The organism is Streptomyces sp. NPDC000941 (genome assembly GCF_053599555.1).
This window is the reverse complement of the sequence record NZ_JBSFMM010000094.1, coordinates 23,421-42,492: the sequence shown is the minus strand read 5'-3', so window position 1 is coordinate 42,492 and position 19,072 is coordinate 23,421. Positions and strand designations below refer to the sequence as shown.

The following is a 19,072-nucleotide window of genomic DNA, read 5'->3' as shown; positions in this document are numbered from 1 at the left end:
AGAGCACACCCCGGGGGGGTGCTCTCGGCGCCTTAAGTCAAATCGATGGACTTACGCGCGACGGGCTCAGGGCCGCTGCACACTGCCGTCGGTGTTGCGCAGCAGCGCCCACCGGTCGTGGCCGAGAGGCTCGGGCACTGGGTGGCGCCGGGCCTCGGCCTCGTCGACCGCTGGCTCCTCCCGTTGTCGACGGTCAGACGTCTGGGCGGGTGCCGCGTGCGGCGCCCGCCGACGCGGACACCACGCACAGCACCGCGATCCACTGCGACCACCGCAGCGACTCCTGGAGCACGATGAGGCCGATGAGGGCGGCCATCGCTGGTTCGAGGCTCATCAGGATGCCGAACACACGCGGCGGGATCTTGCGCAGTGCTTCCAGATCCAGCGAGTACGGGATCACCGACGACAACAGTGCCACGCCGAGCCCCGCAACCAGGACCCACGGCTGAATGAGCGCCGTTCCGCTGTCGGCCACACCGAATGGCACAGCCACCAGTGCCGCGACGGCCATTCCCAGGGCCAGACCGTTGCCCTCCGTGGTGTGGCGGCCCAGCGCCGCGCCGACCAGGATGTACAGGCCCCAGCACGTTCCCGCAGCGAGGGCGAAGAGAAACCCGACAAAGTTGAGGTCGCCGCGTCCCCCCATCAACAGGACCACACCGCCTGCCGCGAGCACGGCCCAGAAAGCGTCCAGCCATCGCCTCGACCCGGCCAGGGCCACCGCCAACGGCCCGAGGAACTCGATGGTCACCGCGATCCCCAGCGGGATCCGGGCCAGCGCGAGGTAGAAGCACAGGTTCATCAAGCCGAGAATCACGCCGTAGCCGAGCACTACTGTCCACGCGCGACGATTCATGCGCAGTGACGGCCGCCACAACAGCATCAGCACCGCCGCCGCGAAGAACAGTCGCAACCCAACTGTCCCGGAGCTGCCCACCGCGCCGAACAGGTGCTTGGCCAATGCCGAGCCCACCTGAACACTGACGATGCCGAGCAGTACCAGCGCCGGTGGCGGGATCGCGCCCAAGGTACGTCCGGCCGGCGCGGTCAGGGAGAATCGAGGGGACAGACCGCGTTCAGTCCCGTCGACGTTCATGGTGGCCACGCGTGCATTGTTGACGATCAGGCACCGCACGTCACCTGAATTTCGCGGAGTCCGGGCTGCACCATCCGACGAGCCGGAGTTCGGCCGGTACGCGGAACTGCTCGACCTGCCTGGCTGAGCCGGCTGGGCACCGACGCCGCATCGCCGCATGTCAGCCCTGCGGCAACGAATACAAGGTGTTCGTGGCGTAAGCCCTGTTATTGGGGTCGGGGTCGTGATCCGCGACTCGCTTCAACGGTTCTCGAAACTCCCGCCATGACAGTTGCATTACCGCTGAAATCGCCGCAGTCCGAACAGCCGCCGTGTCGCCGTCCAGCCCGCGTGATACGGCCGCGTAGACCGCGTCGGTGTAGGTGCGCGGAGCGATGGCACCGATCGTTTCAAGGGCGCGATCTTGATCCTCGTGTGAAACGTCGCCGGCAACGCTACCGAGAAGTTCCTTGTAGGTAGCAGTGGGGAAGCTCAGGCGAAATCCCGTGATGGTGGAGGTTTTAACTTCTCCGCTGAAGACGAAGAACTTCACCTCGGTCACTTCGTCGTCAACGAATCGACCAGCCCCGTCTTCGTCGAGTCGCCAGCAGAAAAAATACGCGCCGTCCTCGGCAGCCTCACCTGATGGGATTGGGGACTCGCCAGTGGTCTCCGCTGTCCATCCTTCATTTCTGCCGTACTGGAGCAATAGTTCGAAATCAACATCCCCAGTGAACGCCATTCTGATCTCGGTCATCGGGCCACCTTCTCCGCGACCCTGGAGGCCGGATCGCCCGGTTGCAGGTTAAGATCCTGCGATCTTATGTCTTACGTCGATCCTCAACTCACCAACCTCGTCGACCGTCGTGTCTGCATGGCACGACCGGTTCGGGCCATCGGCGTACTGCTGCGCAGGGGCGGTTCGGGGGAACGCGGGGCACTGGCGCGTGCGGCAGCGGACCAGGGACTCGCACAGGGGCTGGGCGCCGCGAACGCCACGAGGCGGAACATGGGCCCTCTGGGTTCTGAGTTCTGGCCGCAGTCGGCCAACTGCTCGACCACATCCTGGCGTCAGCATGGCGGGCCAGGTCGGCGGCGGGGCACTTGCGGAGACGGATCGGGGGCGGGGTGACGGACGTACTGCTCCTGCCCGCCTTCCTGGTGCGGGTGCACGACGGCGCGGCGTTCGGTTCATGAGCCGGGGAATCACTGTCGAATCGCGGCCGCTGGGTCCTGGTGTAGAAGGTGTAGGCGACGAACACCACCAGAACCCAGACGCCGGAGACGATCGCGCCGCACTCGCCGACGTCCCCGAGGTCATCGGGGCGCAGAGGCTGTACGGCGAGCCGGACTACCTGATCCGCGTGGTCAGCGCCGACCTAACGTCCTACCAGCGCCTCTATGAGTCCGTACTCCTTGCCAGGGCGGCCGCCGCGTGAATGACGACGCCGACGCAAGGCCCATCGCACCCGCATCGAACCGGGTCCCGCCCGCCGAAGCCGACCTGACCGTCGACGGCACCGGCAAGCAGCCGCCATACGCTCTCCAACTGACCGCCGACGCACGCCCCACCCGGCCTGACGCACCGTGGCACCCGGTCCAGCCCAGCTCGGCGCCTTCAGAGCCCCGCCTCTGTGCCGCCATCGTCGGCCGGTGGGTGCGTCGGGGGAAGCTCCCACCCGATCTCCCCTTCGTGCCAGTGTCCGGTGGGAGCCAGGCCCGCAGCAGCGGCAACAGCAGCGGATGCATGATGATCCGGGTGAATGTGGGCGCAGATCCCCTGCACGCCTTGCTCCTGCAGCCACACAATCAGTCCTCGTGCCGCCTCGGTAGCGATGCCGCGCCCTTGCCACGCAGTCCCGACCACCCAGGCAACCTCGGCCGCGCACCCGTGCTCAGCAGCGGTGACCGTTGCCTGCACCGTCCCGGCCAGGCATTTCTCCTCGCGCAGCCGGATCACCCAGTTCCACCACGTCACGGAAGGTTCGGGTGAGCCGGCCACCAGGCGCTCATACCGTGCCCGCAACGCCTGCGGAGAGTGCGGGGCACCGCCGATGAAGACATGCAGAGCCGGGTCGGAGAGCACCTCGGCCATCTCGTCCGCGTGCTCGACAGCGAGCGGCACGAGGCTCAGCCTGCCAGTCTCGATAACCCCGATCTTCATGGCGTCCACGCCGTCTCCTGTCCAACCGTTCCCCCTGCCAGTGCCCACAGGATGGCAGGTTCTGGTGAGGGGGAAGCCCGCAGGTGCGGCCGTTACGAACTCCGACACCGGCGCAGAGCACGGACGGAATAGGCACGGATCCCCACTGGTTGGCCCGGCGTGGCTACTTTAGGACTCATCGGCAGTGGACGGATCGGCAGCACTCTCGCGCGGCTGGGCGTGAATGGCGGACTCGACATCGTGCTGAGCAACTCGCGCGGCCCACAGACGCTGGCCAACCTGGTCGCGGAACTCGGCCCCCGTGCCCGGGCGGCGACCGCGGCGGAAGCCGCCGCAGCAGGCGACTGGGTGGTTGTGACCGTCCCGTTCAAGGCGTACGACTCCCTGCCGCGCGAGCCTCTCGCGAGCAAGACAGTCATCGACACCAGCAACTACTCCCCGCAGCGCGACGGCGGAATCGAGGCCTTGGACGACGGCTCGACCACGAGCAGCGAACTGCTCCAGCAGTACCTCGGTGAATCGGCGTACGTCGTGAAGGCGTTCAACAACATCCACCACCAACACCTCGCCGTGCTGAACAGGCCGGCAGGCGCCGAGGACCGCACCGCGCTCCCCATCGCTGGGGACAACACCGAAGCGAAGCGGCACGCGACCGAGCTGCTCGACATTCTCGGATACGCCACCGTCGACGCGGGACCACTCGCGCAGGGCAGGCGCTTCGCACCGGGCACGCCCGCATACGGCGCTCCCTACACGGAGCTGCCCAGCGAGTCGTTCGGCTCCCTGGCGGCCGGCTCCGCCCCGGCCGGGTTCCTCTCCCTCAAGGCAGGCCCGGCTTCGGCCGCCGAGATACGAGCGCTCCTGGCGAAGGCACAAAACGGATAGGGCGTCCGGTTCCCTCACCCGGGACGTGTGACTGTCCGGCTCACCAGCTCGGAAACGCCGCTGACAACGGGACGTGTTCGAGCGGCGCACCGCCGGCGCCGTGGCGATGGCCTACTGGTCGATAGCGCTGTTCATGAACCGCCGCCTGGCCCGGACACCCTCTTCGCGAGCGTCGATCGCCTTGGGGTGCGCCTTCGGCCAGGCGATCACCCACCCCGCCCGCCTCGGGTCACGGTCACGGTCACACCTTCGGTGTCCCGCCTGCGACCAGTACGAGCACGAGCATGGGCGTCCTGCTCGCCATCCCGGCCGGGCAAGGGTTCGACAGGAGCGTTGCGGGTCAGTGGCTGAGCAGCCAGCCGACACGGTCGTACGCGAGGATCTGGTAAGCCACCATGACCGCGAGCAGCCACCGAGCCGCACGCCGTAGGCCGGCGAAGTGGAGGGCGGCCACCGCGCCGAAGAACACGGCGAGTTCGAGGAGCAACCGTGCCGGGCCCGGTGTGTGGATGTCGCTCTCGCCGGACCGGGACGGGTCGTCCGGCACGGTGAAGGTCCCCCACGCCCAGCCCACGGCGACGGGGAGCGCGACGACCACAGCCCAGCGCCAGGGCGAAGGCACGCGACGCCATGCCCAGAGAGTCACGCAGGCCAACGAGACCAGTTCGAGCAGGAAACGGACGGCGAGCATGGCGTCGTTGTTGGCGAGGGCCAGTGTGACGTTCATCTGGCCGCCTCCGAGCGGTCCGACTCGGCCACCGGCCGGAGAGCGACCTGCCGGTGCCGCTGATGGGGCGTGGTGCCAGATGCGCCGCCGTAGAAGACGCAGAAGACCCGGGCATGTATCAAATGTGGGGCGACAGGCACGGTTGCCACTTTCGTAGGAGGAACGGTAGGGCATCGGTCAGGGTGAGCGGTCCAGTTGGCGGGGGCCGCCGGCTGGTGCCGCTGCTGCCGGCAGGACAGTACCTGAGGTGTCCGACGCTTACGTGTTGGTGCGGTGTGCCTGCTCGATGGTTGCCTCGGGCAGCCGGGGCTACGGACGGAGCACGATCTTGCCGTGGGTGTGCCCCTGTTCCAGCTCGCGGAACGCGTCTCGCACCTGCTCCAGCGGGTAGGTACGGGCGATCGGCACCTCAAGCTCCCCGCGCGCGGCGAGCCGGGCGAGGTCGCCGACCACGACCGCGCACGCCGCCGAGCCTTCACCGTAGGTCCGCGCACCCACCTTGGCCGCGGCCTGCCAATCGCGGATCGTGTTGATCCGCTCGGGCCGCACACCCAACTCCACTGCCGGCTCCACATAGCCGTTCCCGCCCACGGCCTGCCGGATCCGCTCGCTCGCCGGCCCGATCACCGTGGCGCCGCGCTGCCGGGCGAGTTGCACGGCGAGCGACCCGACACCGCCCGCCACACCGGACACCACGACGGTGTCCGCCGGTCCGGGATCCACCGCGAACACGGTGGCGTACGCGGTCGCACCGGCCACGTACAACGACCCGGCCACGTCCCAGGACAGCCCCTCCGGACGGGAGACCACATTCACGTCGTCGACCACGACGAACTCGGCGTGGCTCGCTCTACTGTGCGGGAAGTGCTGCCGACTTCACATCACACATGGTTGGTCAGCGGTCCTTCAGCAGGAGCTGGAGCAGCGTCACGACCCCTACTCCGACCAGAAGTGCCGTGCCCAGTGGGGGATGCTCGAACGCGACATACACGGTGACGGCTCCCACCAGCAGCAACAGTGCCGTCCGCTGATTCATCTGGCCATCCATCTGCAAGCACCCTCCCGAACGTACGGTCCGCCTCCGGTTGCGGCGGTACCCGGTCGATGGAGAGAGAGCGCAAACGGCTGCAGCATTGCACGGGTTTCCCGCACCAAATTCGTGATGTACATCACACACGCTCCTTCGATGCGGCAAAGAGCGCATGCCCTACCGGCCTCCAGGATCGCCACGGCCCCCTTCAGCGGAAACGGTGCAGACGGCGATCAGCAGGTGCGTGACGATTCGACCGTCCACTATTCAGGCCAAGATGACCGGGTTGCTCAGCGCTGCCATGCGGCCTTTCACATCGCGGACCTCGGTGCGAACGAACGCCGATTCCTCAGCGCTGATCTGCCACTCCACCGCGCCCGAAGCCGTGTCGGGCAATGATTCGCTGCGCACCTTTCCTCTCTCGGTGTGGAGGCTGACAGTGCCGCAGGGCACGCCACGTACGTCAATTCGCACCACGGCCGGCTCATCGCCGATCTTCAGCTGCCCACCGATGCCGGCGCTGCGGTCACCGGCGGAGACTACGAACGACAGCCCGACGGCGTGCGATGCGGCGATCCAGCTATGGCCGGCGCGGATACCAGCGAGGATCGCGTCAACACTCAGCTCGTCGGCCAGCACAACGGTGTGCGGGGTGCCGATCTGGCCCTCCAGGTGGGCGTCACTGTTCCCTATCGCAGGCCGCCACCGTCCCTGGTGGATTTCCGCGGCCAGGCTGCGCCCCCACTCGGCCAGGGCCGCCTCATTGTCCGCCTGCCATGGCACATCCGAACACCACGGCCCGTTCCACACCTCAACCACGTCGAAGCCCTGGTACGGATACATGAACGTGCCCGACGCGTACGGGACGTGCGGATGAGCTGCCACACAGAGCCCACCCGCCCGATGAACCTCCTCCAGATGCCCGTCGACCCTGTCGTCCCGCACCCCATAGCGCCAGTCGACCACCTGATCCGGGCGGACCCCCAGCGCTAGCCAATGTCCGGTCCGCGTGACGACCTCTTGCCCCAAGATCACCAGCAGATCGTTGCCGACGTGCCGGCTCCAGGCACCATGCGTCTCAGCAGAGTTGTGCTCGGTGGTCGCGAGAAAATCGAGCCCCGCCGCACGCGCACCCGCCGCAAGTCCCGCGGGCGTCAGCTCGCCGCCGTGCGAGGCCACCGAATGCACATGGCAGTCACCCCGATACCAGCCACGCCCCCGGTCGGCCACCCGCCGCAACGGGAACTGAGACACCGGAAGACACTTCCCCGCTTCGTCACCCATCGTCATTCCAGCAACCTAAGCCGCCGCCGGGAGATCGGGGCCATCGCGGGCGGGCAGCTCGGGTCAGGCTGCCGTCCACGGGCGAAGCTTGTCCGGGTTGCGGACGGCCCAGATGTGTGTGATCCGGTCGTGTGCGATGTCGAATGCGTACACCGCCACGATGACGCCCTCTTGCTGGATCGTGAGGCCGGGCTGACCGTTGACCGTGCCTTCCAGGATCGTCCGGCTGTCGGGAGCCCTGGCTGCGATGTCGACGATGTAGTGGGCAATCCTTTCGCCGCCTTCGATCGGGCGGAGAGGCCGGCTCGCGGCATGCTGCCGGGGTGCGGCCGGTGATCTCGGCGATTTCGGCGAAGGAGTAGCGGAAGACGTCGTGCAGGATGAGCGCGACGCGTTGGGCCGGGGTCATCGATTCGAGTGCGATGAGGAAGGCCATGCTGACCGACTCGTCTGCGCGCGACTTCCCCGGTCACCGTCGCCTGAACCCCCGAGCCCGAGCCCGACCCCGGCACAGCAAGTTGCGCCGCTGAGGCCGCTCCCGGCTACCCCGGCCCGATCCCCTTCCCAGGGGAATTGATTGCGGCCGGCTTCCCGGAACGGAGGATGCAGTGCACTCGGGCGATTCCGAAGTCAGTACGGCGGCTGCGGGCCTGACATCTCGGGCCGCTGTGTCGTCGTACTAGTGAGAAGCCGAGATTCCACACCGATGGGAAGGGAAGGTCGCGATGTCCACGCAACGCGAGGTCGACGAAGCCAGGATTCGGCAGCAGGTCGACAACATTGTGGAAGGGATCCGAGCCAAGGATCTCGAGGGTCTGAAGCAGCTCTACGCGGCGGATGTCGTGTCCTTCGATGTCGAGCCGCCGCTGCAGCATGTAGGGGTAGAGGCGAAGTTGAAGAACTGGGCGAGGGCGTTCACGTTCTTCCAGGATGTGCGTTACGAGGTTCGCGACCTGGCCGTCACCGTGGGCGGTGATGTGGCGTTCGGGCACTGCTTCGGTCGGCTCAGCGGCACGTTGAAGAACGGGACGGCGACAAGCGGCATGTGGGTCCGGGCCACTTTCTGCTTCCAGAAGATCGACGGCAATTGGTTGATCGCGCACGACCAGGTTTCTGTGCCGTTCGATATGGCGAGTGGCAAGGGAGTGGCCGACCTCGAGCCCTGACGAGCCGCAGAAGTTCGGGGCCTCGCCCGGCGGCCCACCGCCGCGGACGCGGCGATCGCGAGCCTTGACATCAACGACACCGGCATCGCGTTCGCGTTCTTCGACAGCGCCACCGGCCTCCGTACGCGCGTGCATGATCGACGACGGCCGACACCGTACGGCCGACACCGTACGGCCGGGCCGTGCGGAAAGGCAACGGGACGTGTCCGTGCCGGTGGCTAGGGTTGCGATCATGGATATCGAGGAGACCAACCGCATGTGGCGGACGGCGCTGGCCGACGGCGACTCGCGCGGTGTCGAACAGTTGCTGCGGCGCGACACTCGACTGCGGCTGCTGGGGCACGAATCGTCGGGGACCCTCGAGACGGCGGGGACGGCCGAACTGCGAGGGCTTCTGCTGCTGGGCGGCGACGGCGACGTCCCGTTCGCGGCGGATTCTCCGTGGGGCATACCGGCCGACGCCGGTCTCGCCGTCGCCCTGGCACACGTGTGGGCACCGGTTGCCGGGTACTGCCCGGGCTTCCTCGCGGCGTTGCGCGCGGAGGTACTCGGGCTGGCGTTGGTCGCGATGGAGAACGTGTACCTGCTCGGATACCTGTATCTCGCCGATCGGTCAGGGGAGTTGCCGCGCGACCTGAAGGGCCTGGCGCCGTACACGGGGTCGAACTCCCTGGACGTGCTGTGGGGGACGGCTCCGACCCTCCTCGGCCCGACGGACGTCGTCCCCCTGCTGGACGAGCCGCTCCCCGCAGGCGTTCGTGACCTCGCCGCGGTCCACGCGTCCTTCACGTCGTTCGACTTCGATCTTCGACTGGACCGCTTAACCACGACGCTCGGCGCCTCGACCCTCGCGGACTATGAGGGAGAAGACCCCGACGACTACGACCATGACGAGGACTTCGTCCGCGCGGCGAATGGCGAGTTCGACCGCTGGATACAGTTCTGCACGTGCAACTCCGCTGCTGAGGCCTACTTCCTGGACATCGCCGACCGCGATCGCCACGGCGCCCCCCGGGTCGCGCTCTCGGGCATCAACGGCACCTCCGAGCGGCCCGGCGAGCCCTTCTGGGACTGGGTCAACCAGGCTCTGCCATCCCTGCTCTTCTGCGTGTGAACATGGTTGAGGTTGGAGTGTGACCCGGATACGGCAGAAACCCGCCAGAACTTGATCATGATGGCTGGGTCCCTGCCACTGGCCGCGCAGAGCTGTCTTGACTATCGCCCTTCTGCTGTCGGCCCCGCTGTGCGTAACGCGCGACCGGGCCGATGGCGAGGCCCGCGCCGACGAACAGCCCGCCCAGGACCAGCCAGCCGCCGGTGCCCCAGCCGATGAGCAGCGTGGTCATCACGACCGGGCCAAGCATCCGGGCGATCTGCGGGCCCATCCCGAAGAAGCCCTGGTACTGACCCTGTCGGCCGTCCGGAGCCAGGCCGAAGCCGATCTCCCAGGCGCCGGCGCCGTGCGTCATCTCGCCGAAGACCTGCACGACGGCCGCGGCGACCAGCACGGCGACGGCCACGAGGGCGCCCGCCGACGCGCCGGAGGCCGCGTACACCAGGCAGGCCGCGAGCATCAGCACACCGGCCCGGGCCGTGGCGCGGGCCGCGGTCGCCAGATCCGTCACCTGGTGGGCGACTCGCACCTGGAAGACGACGACGCTGAGCATGTTGACCATCAGCACGACGGCCGCCATCGACTCGGGGGCGTCGGTGCGCTCCACGATCCACAGCGGCAGGCCGAGGCTGAGCAGCGGCATGTTCAGGTAGAGGACCGCGTTGAGGAGCGTCAGCAGCGCGTACGGGCGGTCATGGAGCACCGCGAGGCGCGGCTCGCCCGTGGCGCGCGCATCGGATGGGGCGGGCGGTACTTCCGGGAGCCGGCCAAGGATGACGACGGCGCAGAGGAACGCCAGCGCATCCAGTACGAAGACGCAGAGGTACGCGGGCTCGGTGCCGACGGCCAGCGCGATCCCGCCGACACCGGCGCCCAGGGCCAGCCCGCCGTTGAGGGTGGACTGCAACTGGGCGCGGACGCGGGTGCGTTCGTCGGCATCGACGAGACCTGCGAGCAGCGCCTGGCGGGCGGAGGTCAGGCCTCCCTGACAGCAGGCGTAGAAGCAGAAGACGAGGACGAACAGCAGGAAGCTGCGCACCACGAGGAAGGACAGCAGCGCGGCGGTGGTGCAGACCGCAAGCAGCCGCGCGGTGCGACGTGGTCCCCATTGGTCGGCCAGGTATCCCAGCGGTACGCCGGCGAGCATGCCCGTACACCAGCCGATGGTGAGCGCGAGGCCGACGCGGGCGGCCGAGAGGCCGACGATCTGGGTGAAGAAGAGGGCGGACGTGGCGTAGAAGGCACCGTCGCCTATGGAGTTGGTGAGCTGCGCCTGCGCCAGGATGCGTGGCGGGCCGGGCTGTGGCAGGAACCTGGGCACAGGCGCTCCTCGGGACGGCGGCGAGAACTGATCGTCGTCAGCCAACCACCGTGGTCAGTGGGGAGGAAGGGCCAATTCCCGGCTCGATCGCTGGGCAACCCCGCATCGCCCGGGCGTCAGCCACTCCCCTGTGCGCGCGGCACGCCCGGCCGTAAGCCCCGCTCCCGTGCGCGTGGCCCCGGACCGTCAGCGGCCGCCCGTATACCTTCGGTCGTATGGCTGATGAGTGCTTCGGACATCCAATCTCATGCGAGCCTGCGGCAAGGCCGGCAACTACCCCGATGTCGCCTGCACCACCTGGTGGTGACCTGGCGCCGACGACAAACTCCGCGTCGGTGACGATGCCAGTGGTCTGTGGTGCCTGCCGGCGCAGGCACCATGGGCCGGGACGGGGCTGCTCGTCCGACGTCGGCATCGCCGGACCGGTCTGTCTTCATGGGTGGCGGCCCACGAAACACAGAGAAAGTCGTCGACGTGTGGTGCCCTTGCGCCGGTAAAGGGGCCTGACCGTTGCATCGAGACCGCTCACCGTAGGCGCCGGGCGTTGACCTCCTGGTCGAGCCGCCAGGTGTGTCCGCCGTCGCTCGATCGTTCGTTTCGCCAGTGGAAGGTGACGGCGGTGATGTCGGCGAAGGTCCAGCGGACGAGGTCGCTGCCGGTGGCGCGTTCCATGACGACCTCATCATCGACCTGGCGGGCGTACATGTGCACCAGGTCGCCACGGGCGGTGCCGTGGAAGGTGAACCGCCATAGTTGCAGGCGCGGGTCCCAGATCCGCACGCACAGGCCGCACTCCTGGTCGCGCGAGCGACCCGCGGCAGGGAGTTCGTCGCGCCCAGGCCATCGCCAGACATCCAGGACCGCTCTGCCCTCCAGGGCGTAGCCGAACTCCCATTCGCCACTGACTCGGCGGGCCGGTGAGTTGCCGGCGGCGGCGTAGTGGGTGATCTGGGTCGCCCAGTGTCCGGCCAGGCGTCCGAACTGCTCCGTCTCGTTCGCGCACAGGTTGCTGGGGCCATCGGCAAGCAGCGTCTTCAAGCGTGCGTCTCCACGGTCGCAAGCGGAGTCAGGGCGGAGGCAAGGCAGTCGACGATGGGAGTGGCGTACGCGCCGTCCGGGTCGAGGTCGGGATCGTAGACGGCGACATCGAGCCCCACCGCCCGGCCGGTGCCGACCAGGGTCGAGATGAGTTCGGCGAGCTGGGAGAAGTCCAGCCCGGGACGGCCCGGAGAGTCCACCGCGGGCAGAGCTCGTTCGTCGAGCACATCGAGGTCGATATGGAGCCAGACGCGGTCCAGCCCACGCCGCTCCAGGCGGCTGACGACCCGCTCACCCAGATCGGCGACACCGATCTGCTGAATCTGCTGGGCGGTGAACCGGGTGACCGGGGGTATCTCCTCGTCCTCCCGGTCACCGATCTGGACCACGTCCTCGTCGGCGACCAGTGGTCGGCCCACCACCGGCCAATGGGAGAGCAGCAGCTCACCACGGCCGGTGGCCAGGGCCAGATCCATCCCGGCCGCCGAGCCGAGGGACGAACTGGCGTCGTAGTTGCCGGGGTGCCGGAAGTCTCTGTGCCCGTCGAGGTGTACCAGGCCGCAACGTCCGTCGCGGCGGGCCCCCAGCAGGCACCCCAGCAGGATGCTGCAGTCGCCGCCCAGCACGACCGCGAACCGGGAGGCAGCGAGCGCGGCCTGGACCGCCTCGCCGAGCCGCAGCGCATGCTCGCGGATGGTCACCCCGTTGCGGATACGGGTCGCCGGCTGCGCGTCGAACTCGAGCCGGCCGCAGCCGCGCTTCCAACCCCGCCGCCAGCAGCGCTTGCGGGGCCTGCCAGGTGCCGGGCCCGCGCCCCGGAGCGGGCCTCATCGCGGCACTGATCCACCAGGACCCTCCGGCCCCTGTGGAGGCGGTCGGCCAGGTCGAGAATCATTGGAAGCACGCGGTCGCCAGCGCTCGCCTCACCGTCCGCGAGAACACGCCACAGCTCCAGGTCAGCGTCGAGACATCTGGGCTTGAGTACCTCAACCACGAACTCGTCCTCCAGGCGTTCGACCTGCTTCGGTCACTGCCGCTGGAACGCACCCGCGTGTGCCCTGGCCTGCGATGCGGCTGGGTGTTCATCGACGGCTCCCGCAGCGGCCGCCGCCGCTGGTGCGATATGGCCACCTGCGGAAACTCCGCGAAAGGCCGCACCCACTACCAGCGGAGGCGACAGACCACGAGCCGACAGGAACATCAACAGCCGCCCAACAACCAGTAGGTCCCAACGTCCGTCGCGGACCAGAAGCGGATGGCCGCCGGGGCGGGCCGGCGCAGCAGCTCGTCGGGGGACGGTCCGCGGCACGGTGGGCGGCACGCCACCCCGCCCCCACTCAGCGAGGACTCACCTACGCCTGTGCGAGGAGCACCGCGAGCGGAGGAGTGTCCCTGCGGAGCGGGGTGGCTACAGTGCCCGCAGCGCGTTGCCGAGGTCCGGGCCGTAGAGAAGTTCGACTACGGCGTGGCCCAGCTGGGGCCGGATCCACTCACCGCTCCGTTCTATGCCGATGACGCCTCCGAGGAAGGCCATGTCGTACGTGTCGGTGGGGGTCTCCCAGCGGAACGGGACACAGGAGACATGGGAGGGGAAGTCGTCCTCAGCGGTGGTGCCGTGGCCGAATGACTGTTTGGGACTTGGTCCGTCGTCGGTGTACCGGTGAGCGAAGAAAGCGGTGATCCAGCCGGTGACCCGGTCGCCGCCGGACGCCGACTCCCACTTGTAGAGCGAACTCCAAAATCCGTGGTCGACGCCCCACCCGGAGGCTGTCGCGCTGATCGCCTCCAGCACCGGCTGCAGGGCGGCAAACCACGGCCGCAGACCCTCGAACCACCCCGCCAGCTCCCGCACCCGCGCCGCCAACAGGCGCCAGTCCCGGTCCGTGCCCTCCAGCCGGATCCGCGGAATGCCGCAGAGCGTCTGCCACCGGAAGCGGTAATACGGGCTGACCACGTCCATCAGCGCGACCAGCGCGGCGGTGGCGTCGACGGGGGTGGTCGTAGAGAAGGCGGGCTGGAACAGGTCGGCCACCTCGTCGCCGATCCTTGAGCGCAGGGGTTGTTGAACCAGGTTGATGGAGCGCCCCCAGTCCTGCGGGGCGAAGTCGTCGCGGACGGCGATGGTCTGCTGGTATCCGGGGGTGTCGGTGAAGACTCCCTCGTACGTGCTGGGGTTCAGCCGGACGTGAACGGCCACCTCGTGCACGACGGCATACCAGAGCAGGTCGGGTGACAGGCTCAGTGGCAGGTGGGCAGTGAAGCACACGTGGATGGCGCGCAGCAGGAGGCTGGAGGTGGGCTCGGTGGTCTCCGGAGCGTTGGTGGGCCAACCTACGAGGCGGTCACTGCTGCGGTGATGAAAACGCGCCTGGTCTCGGAGCACCGCCTGCAGGAAGCGCTCGTTGCCGAGTTCGGTCAGTTCAGCCGCGAGCCGAGCGGCATTGGAGTCTTCGCCGAGCGGAAGATCTATCTCCAAAGCCATCCATGTCCCCCAGGAGCTGATCGGCCTCGATCCTAGAAGGTCGATCAAGTCCCCTGGGGTCTGGCTCACTGCTCGCGACGGATCGACAGCGAAAGACCCTCCAGCCCAGTCGGCTTGGTGTCCCGCTGACGTGCCCGTTGGGCGCTTTCCGCTCGCGTATGACCGGGCCGAAGGTGTATGGCTCTCACCGACGGGGGATGCGGTGAGAGCCATGCTCAGTATGGCATGGAATAGGCATCGAAGTGCCCGATCCGGGCCGCAAATCTCGCATATATCCACAACTTTGGCCCCACGCGGCTCAGCCGCCTCAGCACGCTCGCACCGGTACTTCGTCTCTGCCGCTCCCCGGTGGTACCCCGCCCTCGCCGGTCGCGGCCACGCCATACCGCTGCCCCACCGCCTCCGCGTGGGCGAACACGCCCGCGTCCCCTGGGGCAGAGGCCCCCTCTCCGTCGCAGGGTGACCAAGGACTCCCTGGTCAAGGCAATTCGAGCTCGGCGCGATAACACTCAGTCACATAGGGCATCTCCGTTGGACGCTTCGCGTCCAACAGCATGCGTACCCGGGCCAGCAACTCCTTCCGTGTCGCGGGCTCCAGAGTGATCACGTAGCTGCGGGAGCCGATCATCGCCATGCCCTCCCCGGCCGTCATCGGGTGGCTCCACCGGAAGTCCTGCCGCTCGACGGACCCAAAAGGCGCGCCCACCCGCTCCACTTGACGGTCCTCCGTCGGCGCTGCGGCGTAGTCACGCAGGATCCGGTCCAGCTCTGCGACCCAGGGCACCGACACGTCACGAAAATTCCACACCAGGCCAAGCCGCCCGCCTGGACGCAACACCCGGGCAACTTCTGGGACCGCCCGCCGCGGGTTCACCCAGTGCCATGCCTGCGCGCAGACCAGAGTGTCCACGCTTGAGTCCGGTAGTGGGATCGACTCCCCTGTCCCGTCCAGAACTCGCGCATCAGGGAGCACCTGGGAGAACTGCTCGCGCATCCCGGCCGAGGGCTCCACCGCGACGTTCGGCCGTCGTCATGCCCGGCATCCTGTCAGGTGGCCGCTTCGTTGCAACCATGCGGACCGGGCGAAGGCCATCCGAGAGGAGTAGCGACTCAGGTCCAGCCGGGCTTTGGTGGGAGTGGCCACGTCGGTGGTGTGGGCGGGTGAGGTTCTGATACGAGGTGTGTGGCCGGGCCGCGGCCGGAGAGCCAGGCGAGGAGCGCGTGGCCGGGTCCGGTGGCCGCGGGCCCGGTCGGGGCGAGGGTCCAGGAACGGTCGAGGTCGGTGGCTTCGATGCGGGCGATGGGGAAATGGCGTGCGGCCAGCGTGGCGATGGTGTCGTCGAGTGCCCAAGTGACGTAGTTGGTGGCTCTCGGTCCGGGCTCGGCGCCGGTGCGGGCCAGAGCCAGCAGCCATCGATAGGCGTCAGCGCTACGAGCGAGGTGCGTGATGACGCGGCCGCGGCTCCAGCCGGGCAGCGTGGAGGGTTCGCCGGCCTTCAGGTCGGTCAGCGCATCGAGGGAGACGCTGAGGCGCGTGGCGGAGCCCCGGATGTCGTCGAGGAGAACGGCGATGTCGGCGCTGTCGAGGCTGGTGGTGTCGGTCACGGGCCAGCACTGTACAGCCGCCCGGTGAGCAGGTGGCCGGAGGTCGCGATGCCGTCCGTGACGGCTTGTTCGCCGACGTTTCCGAAGCCGGGAACGAGCTGTGTGGGTGGGGCGACGCGTGAGGCGCGGGTGGGCGTGCGGGTGGTCATGCCGTAGAGGACGGTGGACCGTTCGCGGGCGGTGGTGATGACGTGGTGTTCGGCTGCGCCGGCCGACAGGTGGGCAACGGCGCGCACACCAGCGGCTGCGGCGCCCGCACCATCACCGCCATCCCCCGGCGCCCGCGCCGGGCAGGCCCTGGCCTACCGCTCCGAGCCCGAAGCGGGGCCTGTGCCACGGGTGGGCTCGCGGCGGGTCTGCCGGTTCCCGGTAGGCACGAGGGCGGCAGCGAGGAGTAGCGCGGCCAGGGCTGCGATGGTGGTGCCCTGCCAGCCGAGGGTGCTGAGGAGGGGTGCGGCGACGGCGGTGCCGATGGCGCCGATGGTGAAGTACAGCACCAGGTAGACGCTGCTGAGGCTGCCGGAGCGCTGGGGGTTGAGGGCGATGATGCGGCTCTGGTTGGCGGCCTGGGCGACGAAGCAGCCGGCGTCGAAGAGGGCCAGCCCGATTGCTGTGGCCGGCGGGTTGTTGAGACCGGTGGCCAGCAGGGCGGTTCCGGCCGCGGCGATCAGCATGCCAGCGGTGATCACGGTGTGCGGGGCGTACCGGTCGGCGAGGCGTCCGGTGAGCGGGAGTACGGCGAAGCCGAGGAGTCCGGCCAGGCTGTACAGGCCGATGGCGGTGGGGCCGAGGGAGTGGGGCGGCTGGGCCAGGGTGAGGGCGAGGGCGAGGGCGACCCAGATGAGGTTGAAGGCGAAGTACCACAGCCCGCCGGTGGCCACCGCGCTGCGCAGCTGCGGGTGGTGGCGCAGGAGCGGAGGAAGTGAGGCGAGGGTGGCGCGGTAGCCGCGGCGGGAGTGAGGCTGCTGCCGGGGCAGGAGCGTGGCGGCGGCGATCGCGCCGAGCAGGGCGAGGGCGGCGAAGACGAGAAGCATCCGCCGCCACCCGAGAATGTCGGCGAGTGTTCCTCCCGCCAGCCGGCTGAGCAGGATGCCCGCGGACATGCCGGCGGCCACGGTGGCAACGCCGGTTCCTCGGCGCCCGGGCGGGGCGTAGCGGCCTGCGATGCTGCTGGCCTGGGCCGCGACGCTGGCGGCCGCGCCGATGAGCACGTAGGCAGCCAGGAGCACCACCGCGCCGGGTGCGGCCGCGCCGAGGGCGAGGGCCGCGGCCAGGGCGGTGAGTTGCGCGCCGACCAGGCGGTTGGGGGCGAGGTGGTCGGTGAGGGGGAGCAGGAGGGCGAAGCCGGTCATGCAGCCGGTGAGCGCGGCGGTCGGCACCAGGCCGATCACGGAGAGCGGGACGCCCAGGTCGGCGGCGACCGCGGAGAGCGCCGGCTGGATGGCGTAGTTGTTCGCGATCGCCGTTGCGGCTATGGAGGCGAGAAGGAGTGTGCCGCCCCGGGCGAGGGGGCGCGTCACGGTGTTGTGCCTCGGGTGAGGATGACGGCGTAGCGGCACTCGGTGTCGGTGGTGTTGGCGAAGACGCGCTCGGCGGGCTCGCCGAGTTCGATGGTGTCTCCGGTGTCGAGTTCATGGACCGTGTCGCCGTCGTGGAAGGTCAGGTGGCCGTCGAGGACCCAGACGATCTGGCGGATGAAAGCGAAGGCGGCGGCCGGATAGGGCACGCGGGCCCCGGGGGGCAGGCGGATCTCGGCGATCTCCGCTGGGAAGTGGGGGCCGGTGATCTGGCGGCGGCGGTAGCCGGTGGCGGGGTCGCGCCACTCGGCCGCGTCGGCCTGGCGGCGCACTCCCGGGATTCCGTCTGTGTCGTCCGGGGTTCCTTCGGCGAGGGCGAGCAGGGAGGCGACACTGAGCTGGAAGGCGGCGGACAGCTTGCCCAGGACGACGGCGGTGGGGCTGCTCTCGCCGCGCTCGATCCGGTTGATCATGGCGCGGGAGACCCCGGAGGCATCCGCGAGCTGGGCCAGGGTCCACCTGCGGCGTTCGCGTTCGGTGCGGACGCGGGCTGCGATCTGCCCCACCAGAGGATCTATTATGTTGGACATGAATCCAATATACGAGAAAAGGCTGGCTGTGGAAGTGCGCCCGGCCCGCCCCGGCGACGCGGGGGCCGTACGCGCGATCCGCAACCACGCGATCGAGCGCTCGACGGCCCTGTGGACACAGACCCCGCAGACCCCCGCCGAGGGGGCCGCCTGGCTGGCCGCGCATCTGGAGCGCGGATCGGCGTTCGTGGCCGAGGTGGAGGGCGAAGTGGCCGGGTTCGCGGTCTACGGACCCTGGCGAAAGCTGGACGGATACCAGCACACGGTGGATGACTCGGTCTACGTCCGCGAAGGCCGACACGGGCTCGGCATCGGCTCCGCGCTGCTGGCCGCCCTCATCGCGTCTGCGCGCGAAGCGGGCCACCACGTCATGATCGCCGATATCGAAGCCGAGAACACCTCCTCGATCCGGCTGCATGAACGGTTCGGGTTTCACCACGTCGGCACGGTGCCGGAGGTCGGCTCCAAGTTCGGCCGATGGCTCGACCTGACGATCATGCGGCTGCCCCTGACCTGAGCCGCCGATGCGACCGTCGGTGCAGGGACGGCGCCGAGCGTCCGTCGACCCTGGCGGACGACGAGATAGGCGAGGCTCTGGAGCTGCTGTGGGGCAGCTCGGCGGTGAACACCTGGAACGCCCGCCGCGGCGCGGTGCTGTCCTGGACGAGCTGGTGCACCGAGCGCGGGTTGCGACGGGCCGGCGGTCCCGGCCTGGGCGAAGCGGCTGCCGCCGCCGGATTCCGACACCCCGGTGCGCTCGAAGATGGCGATCGACCGGCTGATCGCGCGCCGAGAGGTCCACCTGCGGGAGAAGACGCTGTGGCGGATGCGCTACGAGACGTGCGCCCGCTCCGAGGAGATCCTGGACGTCAACATCGAGGACCTGGACCTGGCCGGCCGCCGCTGCCCGGTGAAGTCCAAGGGCGCCCAGCCGAAGATGCGCCGCCGCGGCGCCGTCCGCGCCGACTACGTGCTGGAGACGGTTTTCCGGGACGCCGGCACCGCCCGGCTGCTGCCCGCCTACTCACGGGCTGCACCCGCGGGCCGGTGGCTTGAGCAACGCAGTGCCGATGC

Annotated in this window: 21 protein-coding genes and 3 pseudogenes; 7 read left to right on the top strand and 17 right to left on the bottom strand. The window is 69.0% G+C overall.

Annotated elements, in window-relative coordinates:
* Positions 1-193: 193 nt before the first annotated feature.
* Positions 194-1,096, bottom strand: a complete 903-nt coding sequence (locus ACWDSL_RS27920; protein ID WP_450489922.1) for an EamA family transporter — start codon at positions 1,094-1,096, stop codon at positions 194-196.
* Positions 1,097-1,256: 160 nt separating this feature from the next.
* Positions 1,257-1,832 carry a hypothetical protein gene (locus tag ACWDSL_RS27915; protein ID WP_450489916.1) on the bottom strand — a complete coding sequence of 192 codons (576 nt, stop codon included), beginning with the start codon at positions 1,830-1,832 and terminating at the stop codon, positions 1,257-1,259.
* A gap of 538 nt (positions 1,833-2,370) precedes the next feature.
* Between ACWDSL_RS27915 and ACWDSL_RS27910 the strand changes: the two are divergent.
* Positions 2,371-2,490: pseudogene (locus ACWDSL_RS27910) on the top strand (Lrp/AsnC ligand binding domain-containing protein); the annotation flags it as partial.
* Between the two features lie 203 nt (positions 2,491-2,693).
* Here ACWDSL_RS27910 and ACWDSL_RS27905 read toward each other — a convergent pair.
* Complete coding sequence (locus ACWDSL_RS27905) at positions 2,694-3,239, bottom strand: GNAT family N-acetyltransferase (protein WP_450489920.1); 546 nt, start codon at positions 3,237-3,239, stop codon at positions 2,694-2,696.
* Between the two features lie 159 nt (positions 3,240-3,398).
* Between ACWDSL_RS27905 and ACWDSL_RS27900 the strand changes: the two genes are divergently transcribed.
* A complete protein-coding gene (locus ACWDSL_RS27900; protein WP_450489914.1) occupies positions 3,399-4,124 on the top strand; it encodes an NADPH-dependent F420 reductase in 726 nt (241 codons plus the stop codon).
* 340 nt (positions 4,125-4,464) lie between these two features.
* Here the strand turns inward: ACWDSL_RS27900 and ACWDSL_RS27895 are convergent, their stop codons facing one another.
* From ACWDSL_RS27895 to ACWDSL_RS27875, 5 genes and pseudogenes are all read right to left on the bottom strand, one after another.
* Complete coding sequence (locus tag ACWDSL_RS27895) at positions 4,465-4,851, bottom strand: YrdB family protein (protein ID WP_450489912.1); 387 nt, start codon at positions 4,849-4,851, stop codon at positions 4,465-4,467.
* Positions 4,852-5,160: 309 nt separating this feature from the next.
* Positions 5,161-5,679, bottom strand: coding sequence for a zinc-binding dehydrogenase (locus ACWDSL_RS27890; protein ID WP_450489910.1), 519 nt, complete (start codon positions 5,677-5,679; stop codon positions 5,161-5,163).
* A 67-nt stretch (positions 5,680-5,746) separates the two neighbouring features.
* Positions 5,747-5,887, bottom strand: a complete 141-nt coding sequence (locus tag ACWDSL_RS27885; protein WP_450489908.1) for a hypothetical protein — start codon at positions 5,885-5,887, stop codon at positions 5,747-5,749.
* Between the two features lie 261 nt (positions 5,888-6,148).
* Positions 6,149-7,171 carry a CehA/McbA family metallohydrolase gene (locus ACWDSL_RS27880; RefSeq protein WP_450489906.1) on the bottom strand — a complete coding sequence of 341 codons (1,023 nt, stop codon included), beginning with the start codon at positions 7,169-7,171 and terminating at the stop codon, positions 6,149-6,151.
* 57 nt (positions 7,172-7,228) lie between these two features.
* Positions 7,229-7,616 (bottom strand): annotated as a pseudogene (locus ACWDSL_RS27875) (sigma factor-like helix-turn-helix DNA-binding protein); the annotation flags it as partial.
* Between the two features lie 274 nt (positions 7,617-7,890).
* Here ACWDSL_RS27875 and ACWDSL_RS27870 point away from each other — a divergent pair.
* Together ACWDSL_RS27870 and ACWDSL_RS27865 are read left to right on the top strand one after the other, a co-directional pair.
* Positions 7,891-8,331, top strand: a complete 441-nt coding sequence (locus ACWDSL_RS27870; RefSeq protein WP_450489904.1) for a YybH family protein — start codon at positions 7,891-7,893, stop codon at positions 8,329-8,331.
* Between the two features lie 232 nt (positions 8,332-8,563).
* Positions 8,564-9,445, top strand: a complete 882-nt coding sequence (locus ACWDSL_RS27865; RefSeq protein WP_450489902.1) for a hypothetical protein — start codon at positions 8,564-8,566, stop codon at positions 9,443-9,445.
* 55 nt (positions 9,446-9,500) lie between these two features.
* On the opposite strand, the gene ACWDSL_RS27860 is transcribed toward ACWDSL_RS27865, so the two are convergent.
* From ACWDSL_RS27860 to ACWDSL_RS27850, 3 genes are all read right to left on the bottom strand, one after another.
* Positions 9,501-10,766 carry an MFS transporter gene (locus ACWDSL_RS27860; protein WP_450489900.1) on the bottom strand — a complete coding sequence of 422 codons (1,266 nt, stop codon included), beginning with the start codon at positions 10,764-10,766 and terminating at the stop codon, positions 9,501-9,503.
* A gap of 525 nt (positions 10,767-11,291) precedes the next feature.
* Positions 11,292-11,804, bottom strand: a complete 513-nt coding sequence (locus ACWDSL_RS27855; RefSeq protein WP_450489898.1) for a hypothetical protein — start codon at positions 11,802-11,804, stop codon at positions 11,292-11,294.
* On the bottom strand, positions 11,801-12,505 hold the full coding sequence (locus ACWDSL_RS27850; RefSeq protein ID WP_450489896.1) for an arginase family protein: 705 nt from the start codon (positions 12,503-12,505) through the stop codon (positions 11,801-11,803). The genes ACWDSL_RS27855 and ACWDSL_RS27850 overlap by 4 nt, the downstream gene beginning before the upstream one ends.
* Before the next feature lie 98 nt (positions 12,506-12,603).
* Here ACWDSL_RS27850 and ACWDSL_RS27845 point away from each other — a divergent pair, with 98 nt between their 5' ends.
* Positions 12,604-13,029: a CGNR zinc finger domain-containing protein gene (locus ACWDSL_RS27845; RefSeq protein WP_450489894.1), complete on the top strand. Its 426-nt coding sequence runs from the start codon at positions 12,604-12,606 to the stop codon at positions 13,027-13,029.
* 183 nt (positions 13,030-13,212) lie between these two features.
* Here ACWDSL_RS27845 and ACWDSL_RS27840 read toward each other — a convergent pair whose 3' ends face one another.
* From ACWDSL_RS27840 to ACWDSL_RS27815, 6 genes are all read right to left on the bottom strand, one after another.
* Complete coding sequence (locus ACWDSL_RS27840; protein ID WP_450489892.1) at positions 13,213-14,286, bottom strand: DUF4419 domain-containing protein; 1,074 nt, start codon at positions 14,284-14,286, stop codon at positions 13,213-13,215.
* A gap of 478 nt (positions 14,287-14,764) precedes the next feature.
* Positions 14,765-15,298: a class I SAM-dependent methyltransferase gene (locus ACWDSL_RS27835; protein ID WP_450489890.1), complete on the bottom strand. Its 534-nt coding sequence runs from the start codon at positions 15,296-15,298 to the stop codon at positions 14,765-14,767.
* A 98-nt stretch (positions 15,299-15,396) separates the two neighbouring features.
* Entirely contained in the window at positions 15,397-15,891 is a 495-nt protein-coding gene (locus tag ACWDSL_RS27830) for a maleylpyruvate isomerase N-terminal domain-containing protein (RefSeq protein ID WP_450489888.1), read from the bottom strand.
* Positions 15,888-16,127, bottom strand: coding sequence for a hypothetical protein (locus ACWDSL_RS27825; protein WP_450489886.1), 240 nt, complete (start codon positions 16,125-16,127; stop codon positions 15,888-15,890). The genes ACWDSL_RS27830 and ACWDSL_RS27825 overlap by 4 nt, the downstream gene beginning before the upstream one ends.
* Before the next feature lie 66 nt (positions 16,128-16,193).
* Positions 16,194-17,411, bottom strand: a complete 1,218-nt coding sequence (locus ACWDSL_RS27820; RefSeq protein ID WP_450489884.1) for an MFS transporter — start codon at positions 17,409-17,411, stop codon at positions 16,194-16,196.
* Positions 17,408-17,998, bottom strand: a complete 591-nt coding sequence (locus ACWDSL_RS27815; protein ID WP_385612102.1) for a helix-turn-helix domain-containing protein — start codon at positions 17,996-17,998, stop codon at positions 17,408-17,410. The genes ACWDSL_RS27820 and ACWDSL_RS27815 overlap by 4 nt, the downstream gene beginning before the upstream one ends.
* Here ACWDSL_RS27815 and ACWDSL_RS27810 point away from each other — a divergent pair.
* The gene (locus ACWDSL_RS27810; RefSeq protein ID WP_450489881.1) at positions 17,997-18,515 is read left to right on the top strand and encodes an N-acetyltransferase family protein; all 519 of its coding nucleotides are present in this window, start codon (positions 17,997-17,999) and stop codon (positions 18,513-18,515) included. The genes ACWDSL_RS27815 and ACWDSL_RS27810 overlap by 2 nt on opposite strands.
* 23 nt (positions 18,516-18,538) lie before the next feature.
* Positions 18,539-19,048 (top strand): annotated as a pseudogene (locus ACWDSL_RS27805) (site-specific integrase); the annotation flags it as partial.
* Between the last annotated feature and the right edge of the window lie 24 nt (positions 19,049-19,072).